This is a genomic window from Clostridium sulfidigenes (genome assembly GCF_052067195.1).
GTDB classification, from domain to species: Bacteria; Bacillota; Clostridia; order Clostridiales; family Clostridiaceae; genus Clostridium_J; species Clostridium_J sulfidigenes.
This window is the reverse complement of record NZ_JBQHQR010000008.1, coordinates 1-20,554: the sequence shown is the minus strand read 5'-3', so window position 1 is coordinate 20,554 and position 20,554 is coordinate 1. Positions and strand designations below refer to the sequence as shown.

At 29.2% G+C, this 20,554-nt stretch carries 20 protein-coding genes; all 20 read left to right on the top strand.

The window, feature by feature from the left end; translation table 11 throughout:
* The 20 genes from ACTNBA_RS10790 (at nt 1) to spoVAE (ending at nt 20,415) form a co-directional block, all read left to right on the top strand.
* Nucleotides 1-1,140, top strand: coding sequence for a glycosyltransferase family 4 protein (locus ACTNBA_RS10790; RefSeq protein ID WP_441074019.1), 1,140 nt, complete (start codon nt 1-3; stop codon nt 1,138-1,140).
* A complete protein-coding gene (locus tag ACTNBA_RS10785; RefSeq protein ID WP_441074017.1) occupies nt 1,133-2,239 on the top strand; it encodes a Gfo/Idh/MocA family protein in 1,107 nt (368 codons plus the stop codon). The genes ACTNBA_RS10790 and ACTNBA_RS10785 overlap by 8 nt, the downstream gene beginning before the upstream one ends.
* 22 nt (nt 2,240-2,261) lie before the next feature.
* Entirely contained in the window at nt 2,262-3,722 is a 1,461-nt protein-coding gene (locus ACTNBA_RS10780; protein ID WP_441074015.1) for an O-antigen ligase family protein, read from the top strand.
* A gap of 86 nt (nt 3,723-3,808) precedes the next feature.
* Entirely contained in the window at nt 3,809-4,906 is a 1,098-nt protein-coding gene (locus tag ACTNBA_RS10775) for a glycosyltransferase family protein (RefSeq protein WP_441074013.1), read from the top strand.
* 107 nt (nt 4,907-5,013) lie between these two features.
* Nucleotides 5,014-6,141, top strand: a complete 1,128-nt coding sequence (locus ACTNBA_RS10770; protein WP_441074011.1) for a glycosyltransferase — start codon at nt 5,014-5,016, stop codon at nt 6,139-6,141.
* Between the two features lie 19 nt (nt 6,142-6,160).
* Complete coding sequence (locus ACTNBA_RS10765) at nt 6,161-7,249, top strand: glycosyltransferase (protein WP_441074009.1); 1,089 nt, start codon at nt 6,161-6,163, stop codon at nt 7,247-7,249.
* A gap of 156 nt (nt 7,250-7,405) precedes the next feature.
* Complete coding sequence (locus ACTNBA_RS10760) at nt 7,406-8,434, top strand: glycosyltransferase family 2 protein (RefSeq protein WP_441074008.1); 1,029 nt, start codon at nt 7,406-7,408, stop codon at nt 8,432-8,434.
* Between the two features lie 11 nt (nt 8,435-8,445).
* Entirely contained in the window at nt 8,446-9,615 is a 1,170-nt protein-coding gene (locus ACTNBA_RS10755; protein ID WP_441074007.1) for a DegT/DnrJ/EryC1/StrS family aminotransferase, read from the top strand.
* A 231-nt stretch (nt 9,616-9,846) separates the two neighbouring features.
* The gene (locus ACTNBA_RS10750) at nt 9,847-10,500 is read left to right on the top strand and encodes a sugar transferase (protein ID WP_441074187.1); all 654 of its coding nucleotides are present in this window, start codon (nt 9,847-9,849) and stop codon (nt 10,498-10,500) included.
* 200 nt (nt 10,501-10,700) lie between these two features.
* A complete protein-coding gene (locus tag ACTNBA_RS10745) occupies nt 10,701-11,585 on the top strand; it encodes a DMT family transporter (RefSeq protein WP_035134402.1) in 885 nt (294 codons plus the stop codon).
* Between the two features lie 285 nt (nt 11,586-11,870).
* Nucleotides 11,871-13,394: a histidine ammonia-lyase gene (gene hutH / locus ACTNBA_RS10740; RefSeq protein ID WP_441074005.1), complete on the top strand. Its 1,524-nt coding sequence runs from the start codon at nt 11,871-11,873 to the stop codon at nt 13,392-13,394.
* 116 nt (nt 13,395-13,510) lie between these two features.
* Nucleotides 13,511-14,407: a glutamate formimidoyltransferase gene (ftcD, locus tag ACTNBA_RS10735; protein ID WP_441074003.1), complete on the top strand. Its 897-nt coding sequence runs from the start codon at nt 13,511-13,513 to the stop codon at nt 14,405-14,407.
* A gap of 22 nt (nt 14,408-14,429) precedes the next feature.
* Nucleotides 14,430-15,686 (top strand): imidazolonepropionase, encoded by a 1,257-nt coding sequence (hutI, locus tag ACTNBA_RS10730; RefSeq protein WP_441074002.1) that lies wholly within the window; start codon nt 14,430-14,432, stop codon nt 15,684-15,686.
* Between the two features lie 17 nt (nt 15,687-15,703).
* Entirely contained in the window at nt 15,704-16,339 is a 636-nt protein-coding gene (locus ACTNBA_RS10725; protein ID WP_441074001.1) for a cyclodeaminase/cyclohydrolase family protein, read from the top strand.
* A gap of 418 nt (nt 16,340-16,757) precedes the next feature.
* Nucleotides 16,758-17,093 carry an anti-sigma F factor antagonist gene (gene spoIIAA / locus ACTNBA_RS10720; protein ID WP_035134409.1) on the top strand — a complete coding sequence of 112 codons (336 nt, stop codon included), beginning with the start codon at nt 16,758-16,760 and terminating at the stop codon, nt 17,091-17,093.
* A gap of 17 nt (nt 17,094-17,110) precedes the next feature.
* Nucleotides 17,111-17,542, top strand: coding sequence for an anti-sigma F factor (gene spoIIAB, locus ACTNBA_RS10715; protein WP_035134411.1), 432 nt, complete (start codon nt 17,111-17,113; stop codon nt 17,540-17,542).
* 9 nt (nt 17,543-17,551) lie between these two features.
* On the top strand, nt 17,552-18,307 hold the full coding sequence (gene sigF, locus ACTNBA_RS10710) for an RNA polymerase sporulation sigma factor SigF (RefSeq protein ID WP_035134413.1): 756 nt from the start codon (nt 17,552-17,554) through the stop codon (nt 18,305-18,307).
* A gap of 269 nt (nt 18,308-18,576) precedes the next feature.
* Nucleotides 18,577-19,029, top strand: a complete 453-nt coding sequence (gene spoVAC / locus ACTNBA_RS10705; protein ID WP_035134416.1) for a stage V sporulation protein AC — start codon at nt 18,577-18,579, stop codon at nt 19,027-19,029.
* Nucleotides 19,030-19,033: 4 nt separating this feature from the next.
* Nucleotides 19,034-20,053, top strand: a complete 1,020-nt coding sequence (spoVAD, locus tag ACTNBA_RS10700; RefSeq protein WP_150844476.1) for a stage V sporulation protein AD — start codon at nt 19,034-19,036, stop codon at nt 20,051-20,053.
* Nucleotides 20,054-20,055: 2 nt separating this feature from the next.
* Nucleotides 20,056-20,415 carry a stage V sporulation protein AE gene (gene spoVAE / locus ACTNBA_RS10695; RefSeq protein WP_441073998.1) on the top strand — a complete coding sequence of 120 codons (360 nt, stop codon included), beginning with the start codon at nt 20,056-20,058 and terminating at the stop codon, nt 20,413-20,415.
* Nucleotides 20,416-20,554 lie beyond the last annotated feature (139 nt).

The following is a 20,554-nucleotide window of genomic DNA, read 5'->3' as shown; positions in this document are numbered from 1 at the left end:
ATGAAAATATGTATACTAACCACGGGGCATAGTCCTTTTGATTCAAGAATATTCTATAAGCAAGCAAATTCTCTTAAAAAGATATGTGATGATATTACTATAATAGGTCCTTATGATAAGGAATTTGAGATAGTTTCAGGAATAAAAATAAAAGGTATACCTAAACCAAAAGATTTAAAAGGAAGATTTTTTATTTTAGATTTAATAATTGAAAAGGCTATAGAAGAAAGAGCCGATATATATCATTTTCATGATTTTGAAATTATATATAAAGCATTAAAGATAAAAAGAAAATTACCAAATTCAAAAATAATTTATGATGTTCATGAACATTATCCAGATATGGTTAGGATGTCAAAGAAGGTACCCAAACCTATACGAGCATTAACCACACTTATGGTAGATAAAAGTGAACTTTTTATATCAAAAAAATTTGATTTTATAATTACAGCTGATGAAGCTGTTAAAGATAGGTTTAATAGCATTAGTAACAGTGTTGAAGTAATACATAATTACACTCAATTTAATGCTATAAAAAATGATTTAATAAAAAAAGAATATGATATTATATATCAAGGTGGAATAACAATAGAGCGAGGTGCTCTACAAATATTAAAGTCAATTAAAATTTTAAAAAGCAATCCTAAGTATGAAAATATAAAGATGGTATTTGTAGGACCTTTTGGGTATGCTAAATGTAAGGATATATTAATGAAATATATCAGTGAAAATGACTTAGAAAGTAATATTATTTTTACTGGTAGAGTAGATCATGATATAGTGAGAGAATATATGTATAAATCTAAAATAGGACTTGTTCCACTATTACCTGAACCTAAATATTTTAAAAATATTCCTACAAAGCAATTTGAATACATGAGTTGTGGTATTCCTGTAATAGGAAGTTATATGCCACCTATAAAGAGATATATAACAGCATATAATTCAGGTATTGTAATAAATCCTCTAGATGAGGTTGATATCGCTGAAAATATAGCAAAATTACTCATGGATGAAGATTTAATTAAGTGTATGGGTGATAACGGGATAAAGGCTATTTCAGAGGAATTTAATTGGAAACAAGAAGAAGAAAAGCTTATAAATATATATAAAGTTTTAGGAGGAATTAGTAATGAATAATTTTAATGTAGCTGTTATTGGATGTGGGAGGATATCCTATAAGGGGATAGAGGCAATAGTAAATAATAAAGAAACATTAAAACTAGTAGCAACTTGTGACCCTGTTGAAGAAAAGGCAATTGCGAAAAAAGACGAATATATTGAAAAATTAGGTAAGTATGAAATAGTAAATACATATAAAGATTATAAAGAAATGTTGGAAAAAGAAGATATAGATATAGTGTATATAGCAACTGAAAGTGGATATCATCCAGAAATCGCTATAAATTGTATGAAAAAACATATTCATGTTATAGTTGAAAAACCAATGGCGTTATCAATTAAAGATGCTGATGAAATGATAGCTTGTGCTAAAGAAAATAATGTTAAATTATGTGTATCACATCAAAATAGATTTAATACTGCTATTCAAAAACTAAGAAGTGAAGTTGAAGCTAATAATTTTGGTAAGATGGTTAATGGTACAGCTAGAATACTTTGGAATAGAAACATGGGATATTATGAGCAAGCTCCTTGGAGAGGGACTTATGAACTTGATGGTGGAACATTAATGAATCAATGTATTCATAATATAGATTTACTACAATGGATGATGTGTTCAGATGTTGATACAGTATATGCTCAATGTGATACTTTCTTAAGAGATATTGATGCTGAAGATTTTGGAGCTATACTAATAAGGTTTAAAAATGGTTCTATAGGAATAATAGAAGGAAGTGCTTGTGTGTATCCTACGAATTTAGAGGAAACATTAAGTATTTTTGGGGAAAAGGCAGCTGTTTGCATAGGTGGTCTTGCAGTAAATAAAATTGAAACTTGGAGAATTGAAGGTTCAGAGGAAAGTGAAGAGGAAGTTTTGGCAGCACAAGAAGCAGATCCAGATAGTGTTTATGGATTTGGACATACTTTATTATTTAAAGATGTAGTAGACTCTATCATAGAAGATAGACAGCCACTAGTGAGTGGAGAAGAGGCTAAAAAACCTCTAGAAATAATATTAGCTGCTTACAAGTCTACAGCAACAGGAATGCCTGTTAAGTTTCCATTAGGAGATTTTTCTACTATGGATATGAAAGAAATGAAAAATAAAAATAATTAGTTATAAAATACTTGGAGGTATTATGGAATCGGTAAAAAAGGTACAAAAGATTTTAACTTTTGGATACTTATTATTATTAGTTATTTCTACATTGGTATGTTTTATACAAGAGCCTAGATATGCAGTAGCATATGCATTTGCTTTTACTTATATTATTTTAGCTTATAAGTGTTATAGATTTGATTTTGAAAAAATACAAATTAGTTCACTACTAATATTTGCTATAATAAATTCTAATGCATCTATGAATTTAGGGAATTCAACTATATACGTATATTATATAGTTATATTTATATTTATATTATCCCTTTTGTGGAATATTTTTCAAGATGTTATTAAAAATAAAAAAGTTACAATTTTATCGATGACACAACTTATAGTGATAGTCATAGTGGGATTATATATAATATTTTCAACTTTAACCTCAGATTATTTAAGTATATCAATTGGAAAAGTTAAAAATCATATAATTTCTTTTGCAACTTTTATAATAGCTTTCATAGAACTTAAAAAATATGATAACTTTAAAGCTATGATAAAATTTTTAAAATATTTATTTCTAGGTGTAGCACTTTTAGGTTTACTAGAAATTTTAGGTGTAAATTATGGCATGAGAAATCATTTCTATGAAAGTGGAATTACTCCTGAAAAATATCCTCATGTGGCACATGTACCAGTTACATTCTTCTATAATCCTAATAATTATTCTGTATTTTTAGTAATGATGATGGTAATAATTATAGGTGATATTATATATAAAAATATAAATTATAAAAATATATGTTTTTATGTGCTTGGAATGGTTAATATAATATTTGCTATGTCTAGAACAGCATGGATAAGTCTTTTATTTACATTTGCATTTATGATAATATTTTTTATTATATCTAGAGAAAAAATATATATGAAAAGAGCGATTATACTAACTGTAATAAGTTTGCTAGTTTATAATGGGTTATCAATGATACCTGCTATGGGACCATTTTATGGTAAAATGAGCCAACTAAAAGAAATAACGTCGGATACTTTATTAGGAAATGAGACAGGGGCACACATAGGTCAAGCTGGTTCTGTTAATGTAAGATTAACTTTAATTACAGATGTTTTAGAAGGCGTAGTTAAAGAAAAAAAATATTTAGGATTTGGACCTGGAATAACTTCAGAGTATATAAAGCATAGAGATAACACATACGGAATATATAGTCTCCACAGCCTTATATTGGAGATATTGGGGGACTATGGGGTTGTAATGTTAATTATATTTACTGTAGTTTTTATTTCACAAGGTATAAGGATCTTAAAAAAATATTTAAGTTTGAATGTGCAAAAAGAAAATGTTGAAAGGAAAAACTTGTTTATAGGTGGTGTATGGCTATTTACTTTAATTTTATTAAGTTTTGCTCCAAGTACAGTAGGAAACTTCCCTATATTTTGGATTGGTTTGGGTGGAGCTTTTAGTTTAGGATCATCAGATTTAAAATGAACTTAATGAAAGGTGTAACTATATTCAAAATATATAAATAGGTTTATTAATAATTAGCTATATGTTATTAAAGAGGTAAGGTGTAAATGAAAAATTGTATCGTATATTATCCTTTTAAAATTGATCCCAATCACCCAAGTGCTTCCAATATAAGACCTGTTAAGTTTATTAAAGGGCTCAAGGAAGCTGGGTATAATGTTGAAGTTATACAAGGATATGCAAAAGAAAGAAAAAAATCTATAAAACTAATTAAAAAAAATATAAGCAAAGGTAAGAATTATGATTTTCTTTACATGGAAAATTCAACAGAACCAACTCTGTTAACAGAAAAACATCATTTACCTATACATCCTATATTTGATTTCAAATTTCTTAGTTATTGTAAGAAGAAGGATATTAAAGTTGGGTTGTTCTATAGAGATATTCATTGGCGATTTGATCAATATAAAAACAGCGTTTCTTTACCTAAAAGATTAGTAGCATATAGCTTTTACTATTATGATTTAATTAAATTTAAGAAATATATAGATATACTGTACTTACCATCTCATGAAATGAAAAAACATATACCTATAAATTTAAGTAAGAAAGTTATAGAACTTCCTTCTGGATGCGATAGTGAATTTATGGGAAATCAAAATGTAAGTTCATTACCACTTAAATTGCTTTATGTAGGGGGATTAAGCAAGTCTCTGTATAATATTGAAACTTTAGTTGAAGCAGTATATAAAAATGAAAGTTTTGAGTTATATATATGTTGTAGACCAAATGAATGGGTAAAAAATAAACCTTATTATGAAAAATATCTTACAAGTAATAGAATTCATGTTATACATAAGAATGGAAAGGAATTAGATTTATTTGCTGAAAGTTCAGATTTATTATCTTTAGCCATAGAACCATCACCTTACTGGGAATTTGCAATGCCAATGAAGCTTTTTTCATATATATCTTATGGTAAACCAATTTTAGGTGTCAATAATACTGTGTGTGGTAGATTTATTGAAGATGCTAATATTGGATATGTATCAGAATATAATTTAAAAGATATAGGTGAAATGTTAAGTTATATAGAAAAAAATTATGATATAGAATACAATAATAAACTAAAAGCTTTAAAAAAGACCCATGAGTTAAATACTTGGAAAATGAGAGCTAATACAGTTATATGTAGTTTGGAATAAGTTTTTATATTTATAAAAATAATACTTAATAATATAAATGTATAATATTTAAATTAGTATTAAGTAAGTTAATTATTCTATAAAATAGGGTATAAAAGGAGTTTTATATGAATGTATTAATATTACCAGCATGGTATCCTAATAAAAAGGATTATGTTGCAGGTATCTTTGTAAAACAGCAAGTTAAAGCACTTCAAAGTGTTGGAATCAAACCAGTAGTATATTTTCCATATGATAGTGAAGTTTTACCAAATAAATTAAATGTTGAAGTAGAAGATAAGGTGAAAATATATAGAGCAAATACAGATTATGATAGTAATCATAAATTATCTAAAATTTTTAGTTATATTAATGCAATTAGAAATTTAAGAAGAATTATTAAAGAAAATAATATAGATATAATTCATACTCATGTGGCTTATCCAGCTGGAATTGTTTCTTATATGTCATACTTATTGAATAAAAAAGTTCCATATGTATTAACAGAACATAGATCTAATGTAAAAGAATTTGCAGACAGATTTTATAATAATATACTTAAAAAGGTATATTTTAATGCTAAAAAAGTTATAACAGTTAGTGAATTTTTGCAGAAAGAACTTATAAGTTTAGGTTATAATTTCAGTGGAATTGTAATAGGAAATGTTATAGATATTTCAAATGAAGAGGTGTATGATAAAGAAATAAAAGATTGCATAAATATATTATTTATAGGAAGTATGGGATTAAATGAAGTTAAAGGGATAAAGTACTTAATTCCAGCTCTTGAAAAATTCATAAAAAATACTTCCATTAAAGTTAAGGTAACATTTATAGGTGATGGTACATATAAGAATGATTATGTAAGTCTTTCAAAAAAACTAGGAATAGGAGAAAATTGCAAGTTTGTTGGACGCATTCCTAATTCAGAAATTGGTTCATATATAAAAGATAGTCATTTTCTAGTTTCATCCAGTATAAAGGAAACTTTTGGTGCTGTTATTATTGAAAGCATGAGTTATGGGAGGCCAGTATTAGCAACAAAATGTGGAGGACCAAACGAAATAATAAATGAAACTAACGGTATGTTGGTTGAAAGTAGAAGTGTTGATAGTCTATATGATGGGTTAAATAAAATGGTAATAAATTATTCTAACTTTTCTAGTAAAGATATTAAAGATTATGTTAAAGCGAACTATTCTTTATATATTATAGGTAATGAATTAAAGAAAGTATATGAAGAAATTTTAAAATAAATTAACACGAGGTATAAATATGAGAATTTGTTATTTATCAGATGCAAATAGTGTACATACTAAGAAATGGTGTTCTTTTTTTAAAGATCTAGGATATGATATTCATGTAATATCCTTAAATAATGGAGATATACCTGGAGTAACAGTTCATAGCCTTAATATTGACTCAGAAAAAGTAGAAAAAGAAAGTTTATTATATAAAGTTGAGTATTTTAAGTTTATTGCCAAGGTTAGAAAATTAGTTAAAAACATTAAACCAGATATTCTACATGCTCATTATGCTACTAGCTATGGTTTTCTAGGTGGATTAACTGGATTTCATCCCTATATTATATCAGTATGGGGAAGTGATGTTTATGAATTTCCAAAGAAAAATATAATATGTCAAAAGTTTTTAGAGAAAAACTTATCAAGGGCAGATATAATTTTGTCTACTAGTAAAGCTATGGCAGAAGAGACTAAAAAATATACATATAAAGATATACAAATTACTCCATTTGGAGTTGATATTAATATATTTAAACCATTAGATAGTAGATACAAAGATAAAGAAAAAGAAAAAGTTATTATAGGTACAATAAAAACTTTTGATATTAAATATGGTATAGAGTATTTGATTAGAGCTTTTGGCGAACTATGCCATAAATATGATAATATAGAGCTTCAATTGGCTGGAAGAGGACCATTAGAAGAAAGCTTGAAAAAACTGTGTAAAGAATTAAATATAGAAGATAGAGTAAAGTTTTTAGGCTATATTGATCAAAAAAAGGTTGTAGAAAATTTTAATAATTTCGATATCGCAGTAATACCTTCTCTATTTGAAAGTTTTGGAGTTTCAGCAGTAGAAGCTCAAGCTTGTGGAACGCCTACTATCGTAACTAATACGGGAGGATTGCCAGAAGCTACGAGTCCTAACAATAGTAGTATAGTTGTTGAAACAAAAAATGTGAATCAATTAAAAAATGCTATTGAAAAATTAATACTAGATAAAGAGTTAAGAAGAACAATGGGAGAGTATGGAAGAAAATTTGTTGTTGAAAATTATAATGTATTAGATAATTTTAATAATGTAAATAATATATATACTAGTGCTTTAGAACTTAGATAGTATAGACTAATATTTTATTTGAAGTATAGATTAGAATAGTAATATATTAAAAGATATATTAATTACATAGAAAAAAAGAAAGGTTTTACCTCATCAGATATAAAGAGAAAATTAAACAGAATTATATAATAAATTAATTATTTAGGACGTGAAAGTATGGAATTTACTAAAACAGTTTCTATAGTAATACCCTGCAGAAATGAAAAAAAGTATATTGGAAAGTGTATTGATTCATTTTTAAAACAAACTTATCCAAAAAATTTATATGAAATATTGATATGTGATGGTATGTCTATAGATGGAAGTAGAGAAATAATAAAAAAATATGAAAGTAATTATGAAAATGTAAAATTAATAGATAATAAAGAATTGACTGCACCTAAAGGTATGAATTGTGGGATAGAATATAGTAATTCTAACATAATAATAATTTTTGGATCCCATGCTTATGCTGATGAAAAGTTTGTAGAGAACAATGTAAAGTTGTTGTATAAAGATATGGAAATAGGTTGTGTAGGTGGCCCAATAGAAACAGTAAGTGAGAATGAAGTTGGGCAAGCAATATCTCTTGCTATGAGCTCGCCATTTGGAGTTGGAAATGCACTTTTTAGATATGCTCAACATGAAGTATTTGTTGATACTGTAGCTTTTGGAGGTTACAGGAAAGAAGTATTGAATGAAATAGGATATTTTGATGAGGAATTAGTTAGAAATCAAGATGATGAATTGAATTTTAGAGTGATAAAAAATGGATATAAAATATTATTATCACCTTGTATTAAATCAGTTTACTATAGCAGAGGCTCTTTAAAAAAATTATGGAAACAATATTATCAATATGGATTTTGGAAAGTTAGAGTTATGCAAAAACATGGTAAAACTGCATCTATAAGACACTTAATTCCTATGATGTTTGTATTAGGAAATGTTTTAGGGATTTTATTAAGTATATTATTTAAGCCAATATTCTATATATGGATGAGTGTATTAGGAATATACATAATAAGTGATTTATTTCAATCCTTTAAAATTACAAAACAAAAAAGAAAATTATTCAAATATACATCCATAATATTTCCTATATTACATATTAGTTATGGAATTGGATTTTTAGAAGGACTGATTCATTTTTATTTATTTAAATCGAATAAAAAAATAAGTAAAAATACAGAGATGTCAAGATAAGGAGAATTTATATGTATAAAAAAAGAGAAACTTTTTTACCTTATGCAGTGCCGCTAATTGATGATGAGGATATAAATGAGGTTGTAGAAACATTAAAATCAGGATGGGTAGCTAAAGGACCAAGAACTATAGAATTTGAAAAGAGATTTGCAGAATATACAGGTGCTAAATATGCTGTTGCTATGAATTCTGCTACAGCTGCATTACATATTGCCTTGATAGCTGGGGGAGTTAAACCTGGAGATGAGGTTATAACAACTCCAATTACTTTTGCAGCTACAGCTAATACAATAATTCATGTAGGAGCAACTCCTGTATTTGTAGATGTAGATCCAGAAACATTTTGTATAGATGCAAATAAGATAGAAGAGAAGATAACAGATAAAACTACTGCTATAGTTCCAGTACATTATACAGGTCATGCTTGTGATATGGATAAAATTAGAGCTATAGCAGAAAAATATGATCTTTTCGTATCAGAAGATGCAGCTCATGCAATTGATACTTTTTATAAGGGTGATTTAATAGGTAAAAAAGGTGATTGTGCATCCTTTAGTTTCTATGCAACTAAAAATATATGTACAGGCGAAGGTGGAATGCTTACAACTAACAGTGAAGACATAGCTGAAAAAGCAAGAGTAATGTCAACTCATGGTATGAGCAAAGCAGCATGGAATAGATATGGAAAAGGTGGAGCTTGGAGATATGATATAGAATATCCGGGTCATAAGTATAATATGTTTGACATTCAAGCAGCTCTTGCGAAGACACAAATGAATAAATTATCTGCAATGCAAGATAGAAGGAAAGAAATTGTAAAGAAATATGAAGAAGGATTTTCTACGCTTGATGGAATTAAACTTCCACCAGAAGCAGATTATACTACTCATTCTTGGCACCTTTATGTAGTAAGACTAGAGCTCGATAAACTTACAATTGATAGAGATAAGTTTATCGAACTTATGGGAGAAGCTAACATAGGTACCAGTGTTCATTTTATACCAGTACATTTAATGAGCTATTATAGAGAGAATTTTGGTTATAAGGAAGGGGATTTCCCAGTAGCTGAAAGTTACTTTGATACTATACTTTCATTACCATTGTATCCAAAGATGACAGATGAAGATGTTCAAGATGTAATTAATGCAGTTACACATATTATAAGTAATTACCGTAAATAATTATAAGAGTTAAAGGATCTAGTTTTTATATGGAATTAGATCTTTTAATTTATAATTTAACAAAAGAGATGAAAAATAGTTAAATTTGTATGAAATATAGGCATAAATATATATATTTATATTGCAAATTCACATAATATAGATATGTAATAATAAATTCATAATAATTTAAAAATATTTTTTTTATGAAATAAATGATATAATAATTTTGTGTTCGTACAAGGAGGAATTATTTTGGAGAACAATATAGTAATAGATATAAAGGAAAAAATAGAGAATAAAAAAATTCAATTTGGAATAAAAAGAATTTTTGATATTATATTATCTTTTATAGGTATAGTGATATTACTTCCAATATATTTAGTTATTGCTATAGCAATAAAACTAGATAGTAAGGGGCCAGTATTATTTAAGCAAATTAGAGTAGGAAAAGATAGAAGAAATTTCACCATATATAAATTCAGAACTATGGTGGTATCAGCTGAAAGTAAGAGAGAATTACAAATAGACCCAACTAATATGGATAACTTTGTATTTCAGAGTAAGAGTGATAATAGAATCACAAAAGTAGGGAGTTTTTTGAGGAACACAAGCCTTGATGAAATACCACAATTATTTAATGTTTTATTTGGCCATATGAGCTTAGTTGGACCAAGACCTGAAATACCTGAAGTTGTAAAATATTATCCAGAAAACTATTATCAAAGATTATTAGTATTACCTGGAATCACAGGACTTGCACAAGTTAGTGGAAGAGGAGAAATAGAATTAGGAAAAACTATTTACTATGATTTAACTTATATATGTAACTTTTCTATTTGGTACGATATAAAAATATTATTTACTACTTTTTTTAAAGTATTTAAGAGAGAGGGAGCTTTTTAAAGATAGAATAGAAATAATTATTTTAGGTTTAAACAAGGTTATATACTAAAAGAATACAGATGTAGTTATAAAGAACAATAGCACGAACACAGCTATAATAATGATAGCTATAAATAAATATAGAATTAATTTGTGATGTACCTTTCATATATATTAAAATTTTAATATACATGTCGATTTAGTAGGGGAGGGGTAAAATCATGGACAAGAGTAGCAATAAAATTAAGGGAATTTTTTATATTGCAATAGCATCTATAGCCTTTGGAATAATGCCCATTTTAGCAAAGCTTGCATATAAAGGTGGTGCAAATCCAATAAATACCTTAGCTCTAAGGTTTACTTTTGCATCAATAATACTGTTTATATATATAAAAACTAAAAAACTTTCACTTAGGGTAAGTAAAGAACAAATAAAACTTATATTATTTATGGGAGTGATAGGATATTCTATGACATCTATACTATTATTCATAGCCTATAATTATATAGATGTAGGTATAGCAGGAATGATATTACATACATATCCTTTAATGGTTATGATTTTATCCATAATAATATACAAAGAAAAATTTAAATTAAAAAAGTTTTTATATTTGATGGTAACTACTATAGGTGTATTTATAATGTTAGATATTAAGGTTGGAAGCATTAATACTATTGGAGTAGTATTGGTATTGTTATCTGCATTATGTTATGCTATATACGTCCTAGGTGCTTCTAATGATAAAGTTAAAAATATAGATAGTTATGTTATGACATTCTACATATCTATTATTTCAGCAATAGTTGGAAGTACTACAGGAATTGTTACTAATAGTTTTAATAATCCAATCAATTTTTATGGAATTATATCTATATTGTTGATTGCATTTATATCTACCGTTGTTGCATTAATGGCATTCCTAAAAGGAGTAAAGTTAATAGGGCCGACTAATTCAGCTATTTTTAGTGCTTTAGAGCCTATAGTATCTTTAGTTTTAGGAGTTATTATTTTAGGAGAATCCATATCTTTTAAAATAATAATTGGAAGTACTATTATTATCTTAGCCATGATTGAATTGGCTAAGGATACCATTAGGAATTAGGAAGACTGTATCAGTGTAATTTGCAAAACTATTCTGATACAGTCTTTTAAGATTATAAAATTATATATAAAACATGAATATAGTATAAATTTTTTTGTTTATACAATATAGAAGAATAATACTGTTTTAACACTTTATTTAGCTAAATAACTAATTCTTTAGTAAGTTAAAATGATAATACATTAAAAATATTCATAATATTCCGACGAGGTAATTAAAAGGTTATTTTGATTTTATAAAGAATAGTAATTATATAGGGAAGTATATTGTAAAGGGGAGATATTAATGAATAAAGTAATAATCAATGGAAATGACCTAAGACTTGAAGATATAGTAAATGTGGCTAGAAATAATTATCAAGTTGAGCTTAGTGAAGAAGCTATAAAAAGAGTAGAAAAATCTAGAGGAATTGTAGATAAAATTGTTGAAGAAGATAGAGTAGTCTATGGAATAACTACAGGTTTTGGAAAATTTTCTGATGTATCTATATCAGGTGAAGATTGCAAAACTCTTCAAAGAAATTTAATTATATCTCATGCTTGTGGCTTTGGAAACAGCCTTGATACAGATATAGTGAGAACAATAATTTTGCTTAGAGCTAATGCTTTATCCAAAGGATACTCAGGAATAAGATTATCAACACTACAAACCTTGGTGGCTATGCTAAATAAGGGAGTTCATCCAGTAATACCGGAGAAAGGGTCTTTAGGAGCATCTGGTGATTTAGCACCATTATCTCATATGGTATTACCAATGTTAGGAGAAGGAGAAGCTGAGTATCAGGGTAAAATAATAAGTGGTAGAGAAGCTATGAATAAAGCTGGTATAGAAGTAGTTCAATTAATAGCTAAAGAAGGTCTTGCATTAATTAACGGTACTCAAGTTATGACTGCTGTTGGAGCTTTGGCTTTATGGGATGGAATAAACTTAATTAAGAGTGGCGATATAGCTGCTGCATTAACAGTAGAAGCACTAAGAGGAATAAGAGATGCTTTTGATTTAAGAACTCATAACATACGTCCTCATGAAGGGCAAATTGAAACAGCAAAGAACATATTAGCTTTAGTAGATGGAAGTTCTCTTGTGACATCTCAAGGGGAAATTAGAGTACAGGATGCATATACTTTAAGATGTATACCACAAATTCATGGAGCTTCTAAGGATGCATTAAATTATGCAAAACATAAAGTAGAAATAGAGATTAATTCAGTAACGGATAACCCAATAGTAACAGAGGAAGGAGACGTTATTTCAGGAGGAAACTTCCATGGTCAACCTATGGCATTAACTTTTGACTTCTTAGGTATAGCTATGAGTGAAATTGCCAATGTATCTGAAAGAAGACTTGAAAGATTAATTAACTATCAATTAAATGATCTTCCAGCTTTTCTTGTTAAACATGGTGGCTTAAATTCTGGATTTATGATAACTCAATATGCAGCAGCAGCTTTAGTTTCTGAAAATAAAATCCTTGCTCATCCTGCTAGTGTTGATTCAATACCTTCTTCTGCAAACCAAGAAGATCATGTTAGCATGGGTACAATAGCAGCTAGAAAGGCAAGGGATATAATAAGAAATGCAGAGAGAGTAGTAGCTACTGAAATTTTAGCAGCATGTCAAGCTATCGATTTTAGAGAGGATTATACTTTAGGTAAAGGAACTAAGGTTGCCTATGAATCAGTTAGAAACGTAGTTAACTTTATAGAAAATGATGTAGTTATGTATAAAGAGATAGATAAGGTTACAGATCTTCTTCGTAGTGGAGAACTAGCTAATAAAGTTGAAGAAGTAGTTAAGGTTAATTATTAATGCAACCCTAAAGACTTTAAAGAATTAGTATATTATAATTTAAAAATAAAAAGTGATACCAATATCTATAAATACAGGTATTGGTATCAACTACAAATAAATAGGAGGAGTTAATTATGGCAAGAATAGTAGAATGTATACCTAACTTTAGTGAAGGTAGAGACAAGGAAAAAATTGAAGCTATAGTAAATGTATTTAGAGGAGTAGAGGGAGTAAAGTTACTAGACTATTCTAGTGATGCAGACCATAATAGATCTGTTGTTACTGTGGTAGGAGAACCAGAAGCTCTAGAGAAAGCGATAATAAATATGGCAGAAAAGGTTTATGAAAATATAGATATGAGTGCTCATACAGGAGCTCATCCAAGAATGGGTGCTCTAGATGTAGTTCCATTTGTACCTATCGATGGAATTACCATGGAAGAGTGCGTAGAAATAGCTAATAGAGTTGGTAAAGTAATTGCAGAAAGATTTAATATTCCAGTATATTTATATGAAAAAGCTGCTTCAGCTTCACATAGAGAAAATTTAGCAACGGTAAGAAAAGGTCAATATGAAGGCTTCTTTGAAAAAATAAAAGAAGATAAATGGGCACCAGACTATGGTCCAAAAGAAGTTAATGTTAAGGGTGGATGCGTTGCTATTGCTGCAAGACAACCTTTAGTAGCCTTCAATGTAAATTTAGGCACAGACAATTTACAAATAGCAGATACCATTGCTAAGACAGTTAGACATTTAGGTGGTGGATTAAGATTTGCAAAGGCTATGGGAGTAATGCTTGAAGATAGAAATATAGCACAAGTATCTATGAACTTAGTAAACTATGAAAAAACAGCAGTATACAGAGCTTTTGAAATGGTTAAGATGGAAGCAAAACGCTATGGAGTACCAGTAGTTGGTAGTGAAGTTATAGGACTTGTACCAATGGCTGCTTTAATCAATAGTGCTGAGTACTATCTTCAAATAGAAAATTTCTCAATGGATCAAATACTAGAAAGAAGAATAAGCGAATAAAATAGCTTAGGAGTTGAAAGACATGTCTATATTAATTAAGAATATTGATTGCCTGGTTACCTGTGAAGGTAGCCATAGAAAAAAAGGCAAGGAAATGAATGATGCCAATATCATAGATAATGGTTTTGTATTTATAGAAGACGATATAATATCTGCTGTAGGAAAAGATGAGGAATATAAATCCTATATAGATGAAGATACCATAATTATTAGTGGTAAAGGCAAAACAGTTACACCGGGACTTGTAGATCCCCATACTCATTTAGTTTATAGCGGAAGTCGTGAAAATGAATTACCTCTAAAATTAAATAAGGTAGGATATATTGAAATTCTAAATATGGGTGGAGGAATATTAAGTACTGTAGAAAACACTAGGAAAGCATCTCTAGATGAATTAGTAGCAGAAGCTAAAAGTAGACTTAATATAATGTTAAATCACGGTACAACTACTGTAGAGAGTAAATCAGGCTATGGTTTAGACTTAGAGACTGAGAAAAAAATATTAGAAGTAAATAAAAGATTAGATAAGACTCATCCAATAGATGTGGTATCTACTTTTATGGGAGCCCACGCTATTCCTAAGGAATATAAAGGTGATAGAGAAGGTTTTATAAAACTTATAATGGAAGAAATGATACCAGGTATAGCAAAAGAAAATTTAGCAGAATTTATAGATTGCTTCTGTGAAGAAGGAGTATTCACTACTGAGGAATGTAGAAAAATCCTTGAAAAGGGTAGAGAATATGGAATGAAACTCAAGCTTCATGGTGATGAAGTTGAATCTGTTAAGGGAGCAGAGCTTGCAGGAGAGTTAAAATGTATTTCAGCAGAGCATTTAATAGCAGCTTCTGATGAAGGAATAAAGGCTTTAAGTGAAAATGATGTGGTAGCGGTATTATTACCATCTACAGCTTTCTATTTAATGCTTGGTAAGTTTGCAAGAGCAAGAGATATGATTGATAATAACGTGGCCGTTGCACTTGCTACAGATTGTAACCCAGGAACATCTCCTACTGAATCCATGCAAAATGTTATGACCTTTGCATGTTTCGGAATGAGAATGCTTCCTAATGAGATAATCAATGCTATGACTATAAATGCAGCTTGTGCTATTAATAGAGAAAAATCTGTAGGTTCTATAGAAAAAGGTAAAAAGGCTGATATAGCTATATTTAATAGCAAAAACTTAAATTATCTAGTTTATCACTTTGGAATAAATTCTATAGACAAGGTAATAAAAAATGGTAAGATAGTTGTAGATAGAGAAAAAAATAAGTAATTACAGGAGGAATATTTATGTTAGATACAAAAACTGTGAGAGAGTTTATTGGAGAATTAGGTTCAAATTCACCAGCTCCAGGTGGTGGAAGTGTAGCAGCTCTTTGTGCATCATTATCTAGTGCATTATCATCAATGGTTTTTAACTTAACTGTAGGCAAAAAAGCTTATGAAGCATTAAATGAGGAAGAGAAAGCATTAGTAAATAAATATTTAGAAGTATCAGGAAGAGAAAAGGATGAATTCTTAGACCTTATGAATGAAGATACAGAAGCTTTCAATGAACTTATGGCTGCATTTAAAATGCCTAAGGACACTGATGAAGAAAAAGCTGCTAGAAGTACTAAAATACAATTAGGGTATAAGGCGGCAACACAAGTACCATTAAAAGTAGCAAGAAGATCCTATGAAATTTATGAAGGAATTCTAGTATGTGTTAAATATGGTAATAAAAATGCTATTTCTGATGGTGGTGTAGCAGCATTATTGGCTCAAAGTGCTATAGAGGGAGCAATTTTAAATGTAAAAATAAATCTTTCTTCTATAAAGGATGAAGCTTATACAGAGGAAATTAGAAGTGAATTAAAAAAATTAAGTGAAGATGGTATGAAAAAGCAAAAAGAGATATTAGCTATTGTAAATCAACATATGTAGCTTAAGATAATTACAAACACTATATTAAAGAGAATGTCTCAGGGAAGAATATCCATTGAGTGCATTCTCTTTTTTAATAAGATTATTTTTATAAATATAGTTATAAATATGAAGAACTCACTGAATAATTTTTAAATTAGTAAGATACAGAGATGCAATACCTCTAATTTTTATTACGCTAAGTTGCTAAGTTGTTAAGTTTTAAATCAATAATATTTGTGCAAATATGAGAATTATGCTTAAATGTAAAATAATGAAGGCGATGAATGTAAAAATATGTTGACAAGTAAATATTTTTGTATTAAATTTCTCAAATAAATTTTGGAAAAAACTGTAACGAATTAACAATATAGTGTATAATTAGTGTATGTTCTAAATGTAAAAATTTATGAATATAATATAGGTTGGAGGGAAGCATATGTTACTTAGGTTTGAACCATTAGATGACAAAATCGTAGTTACACTTCAAGGAGAACTTGATCATCACAGTGCAGAAGAAGTTAGAACTAGGATTGATGATATTTTAGATAAAGATGGATATAAGGCTTTAATTTTCAATTTTTCTGGTGTGAATTTTATGGATAGTTCAGGAATTGGAGCAGTAATAGGGAGATATAAGAAGATGTCCTTAAGGGGTGGAAAGGTGTGCTTAACAAATGTTACACCTACAGTTAAGAGAATATTTGAACTTTCAGGTATGTTTAAAATAATTTCAATGTATGAAAATGTTGAAGAAGCACTAAGGAACATTTAGTGGGAGGAATTAATGATATGGAAAATAAAATCAAAGTTGAATTTAGTAGTTTATCTAAAAATGAAAGCTTTGCAAGAGTTGTAATAGCAGCTTTTGCTGCGCAGTTAGATCCTACATTAGACGAGCTTAGTGATATAAAAACTGCAGTATCAGAAGCAGTTACTAATGCAATTATTCATGGCTATGGCAATGAAAGTGAAGGTAACTTTGTAAAATTAGAGGCTACAATTATTGAAAATGAGTTTACAGTAAAAGTAATAGATAATGGTGCAGGAATAGATAATGTAGATATGGCAATGCAACCTCTATATACATCTAGACCTGACCTAGAGAGATCAGGAATGGGCTTTACAGTTATGGAAACTTTTATGGATAGCCTAATAGTAGAATCTGTAAAGGGTGAGGGAACAACTGTAACAATGAAAAAAGCTTTCAACACTGTAAGATAGGTGAAAAATATGAGTGAGAAAATTCATAGAAATAATAACTATAATTATGACGATAATAAAGAACTAATAAAACGGGCTAAAGAAGGAGATAATGAAGCTTTAGAATATTTAACAGAAATGAATTTACCTTTAGTTTCTTCTATAAGCAAAAAGTTTTTAAATAGAGGCTATGAGTACGATGATATATTTCAAATAGGATGCATAGGCCTAGTGAAAGCTATAAATAACTTTGACGAGAACTTTAATGTAAAATTTTCTACATATGCTGTTCCAATGATTATAGGAGAAATAAAAAGATTTTTAAGAGATGATGGAATGATAAAGGTAAGTAGAAGCATTAAAAATACGGCTAGAAAGTTACACTATGATAAGGATGCATTAACCAAAGAACTCGGAAGAGAACCTACCATTGAAGAATTATCAGACTATTCAAAGGTAGATAAAGAAGACATAATCACTGCACTAGAATCTGCTAGTAGTATGCAATACTTATATGACACTATTCATCAAGATGATGGAGCTCCAGTATTACTTATAGATAAGCTTAGTGAGGATTATGAAGAAGATAATGAGGTAATTGATAAGCTAGCATTGAAGGAAGCCTTAAATAAATTGGATGTTAAATCAAGGCAAATTATAATACTTAGATATTTTAAAGATAAAACTCAAATTCAAGTAGCTAAGATGATGGGCATAAGTCAAGTACAAGTTTCTAGAATTGAAAAAAAAGTTCTAAAAATTATGAGAGATAGGCTATCGGGGTAAACAGAGTTCTTAGCTTCTTCGAAGGTTAGAAATCGTTATCCAGGGACGTAGCAGCTCTTTACTCCCACTTTGAAGAAGTGGGAGTATTAGAGCTGATAGTCATCGGGTAAACAGAGTTCTTAGCTTTTATGATGGAAAGTTAAAAAAATCATAAATTTTTAATTTGTAAATTTGAAAAAGATGCGTAAGCATCTTTTTTTGTTTAAATTTTAGTAAAATGCAGATACTATCATTAATACTTTTACAATTTTGATGTTAGGAGGATAATAATGAAAGTAAAAGAAACTAAAATAAAAGCTAAGTTTCAAAATGTATATGAAAGTTCCAAACCTAAACCTACTATATTTAAGAATTCTTTCAGAGCCTTTTGGACTGGTGGATTAATATGTGTAATTGGAGAGATTATATTTAAAACATTGATTTATTTAGGTCAAGATAAATTACAAGCTACTGCATGGGAAACAGTTATTATGATATTTCTAGGAGCCCTATTAACAGGGATAGGTATATATGACAGAATTGGAGATTATGCAGGGGCTGGATCTGTAGTCCCAATAACAGGTTTTGCAAACTCTATTGTATCACCAGCCATAGAATTTAAAAAAGAAGGATATGTGTTTGGAGTTGCATCAAAGATGTTTACTATAGCAGGACCAGTGCTTGTTTATAGCATTAGTGCCTCTGTTATACTTGGAATTTTATATTATATTTTTAGGTGGTAATAAGATGGGAAGAAAAGTAGGATTACAAACAGTAGAATTATTGACAAAACCAAGACTTATAGCTACATATACCGTTGTTGGTCCCAAAGAAGGGGAAGGTCCATTAAAGGATAATTTTGACGAGATTCTAGAGGATGATTTATGTGGTTGTAAGACCTTTGAATCGGCAGAAAGTAAAATGCAATTACATGTAGTTCAAGAAGTACTTAAAAAAGCACACCTTAAAGAACAAGATATCTCTTATGTTTTTGCTGGAGATTTAATAAATCAATTAATGCCATCTTGTTTTATGGCAAGAGAAGTAGATATTCCGTTTTTGGGTTTATATGGGGCATGTTCTACATTTATAGAAGCACTTTCACTAGCATCAATATGTTTAGAAGCAGATATAGGTAATCATATGATGGCAGTATCTTCATCTCATTTCTCATCATCAGAGCGTCAGTTTAGAGTACCTCTAGAAATGGGAAGTCAACGAGCTCCATCATCTCAATGGACGGTTACAGGTGCAGCAGCAGTGGTATTAGCTAAAAAGGGAAATAATGTACCTCGTGTAACTCATATTACCCTTGGTAAGGTAAAGGATTATGGAATAACTGACCCTAATGAAATGGGAGCAGCCATGGCTCCAGCAGCAGTTGATACTATAAAACAACATTTTCAAGACACAGGCAGAAAGCCTAGTGATTACGACATCATTGTCAGTGGAGATTTAGGTTCTGTAGGTAAGCAAATAACTACTGAGTTATTAAAGGAATATGGCTATAATATAGGATCAAATTATATTGATTGTGGTGATGAAATATTTGATTGTAAATCGCAGAGTACCAACTGTGGAGGTAGTGGAGCCGGATGTTCTGCTACAGTTATGAGTAGTATGATTTATAAAGGAATGATACAGAAAAAGTATAAAAAGGTGTTACTAATTGCTACAGGAGCTCTTCTAAGTACAATATCTAACTATCAAGGTGAAACTATACCAGGTATAGCCCATGCCATTGCTCTAGAGTTTGGGGGTGAATAAATATGTGGGGAGATTTTCTAAGGGTTTTTGTAGTTGGTGGAATCATTTGTGTGATAGGTCAAGTTTTAATGGATACAACAAAATTAACTCCATCTAGAATATTAGTTATCTTTGTGGTAGCGGGAGTAGTTCTTCAAGGATTTGGCATATATGAAAAGATAGCTGAATTTGGTTTATCTGGAGCTAGGATTCCTCTACCTGGATTTGGATATTCCTTAGCTAAAGGTGTTATGGAGGAAGTTGATAAAAATGGTTTATTAGGAATTGTCACAGGAGGTGTAAGTGCTACTTCTGCAGGTATAGCTGCAGCTGTAGTATTTGGATATATGATGTCAGTTCTATTTGACTCTAAAACTAAGTAGACAAATAAAAAGTCTTCTCAAATTAATAAATAAAATGTACCCTAAGTCAAGGACATTTTATAAAAAGACCCTAAGATAAAAGATGATTTCTGTATTGAACAGGAGTCATCTTTTTTAAGTTCCATTGGCATCTATACTT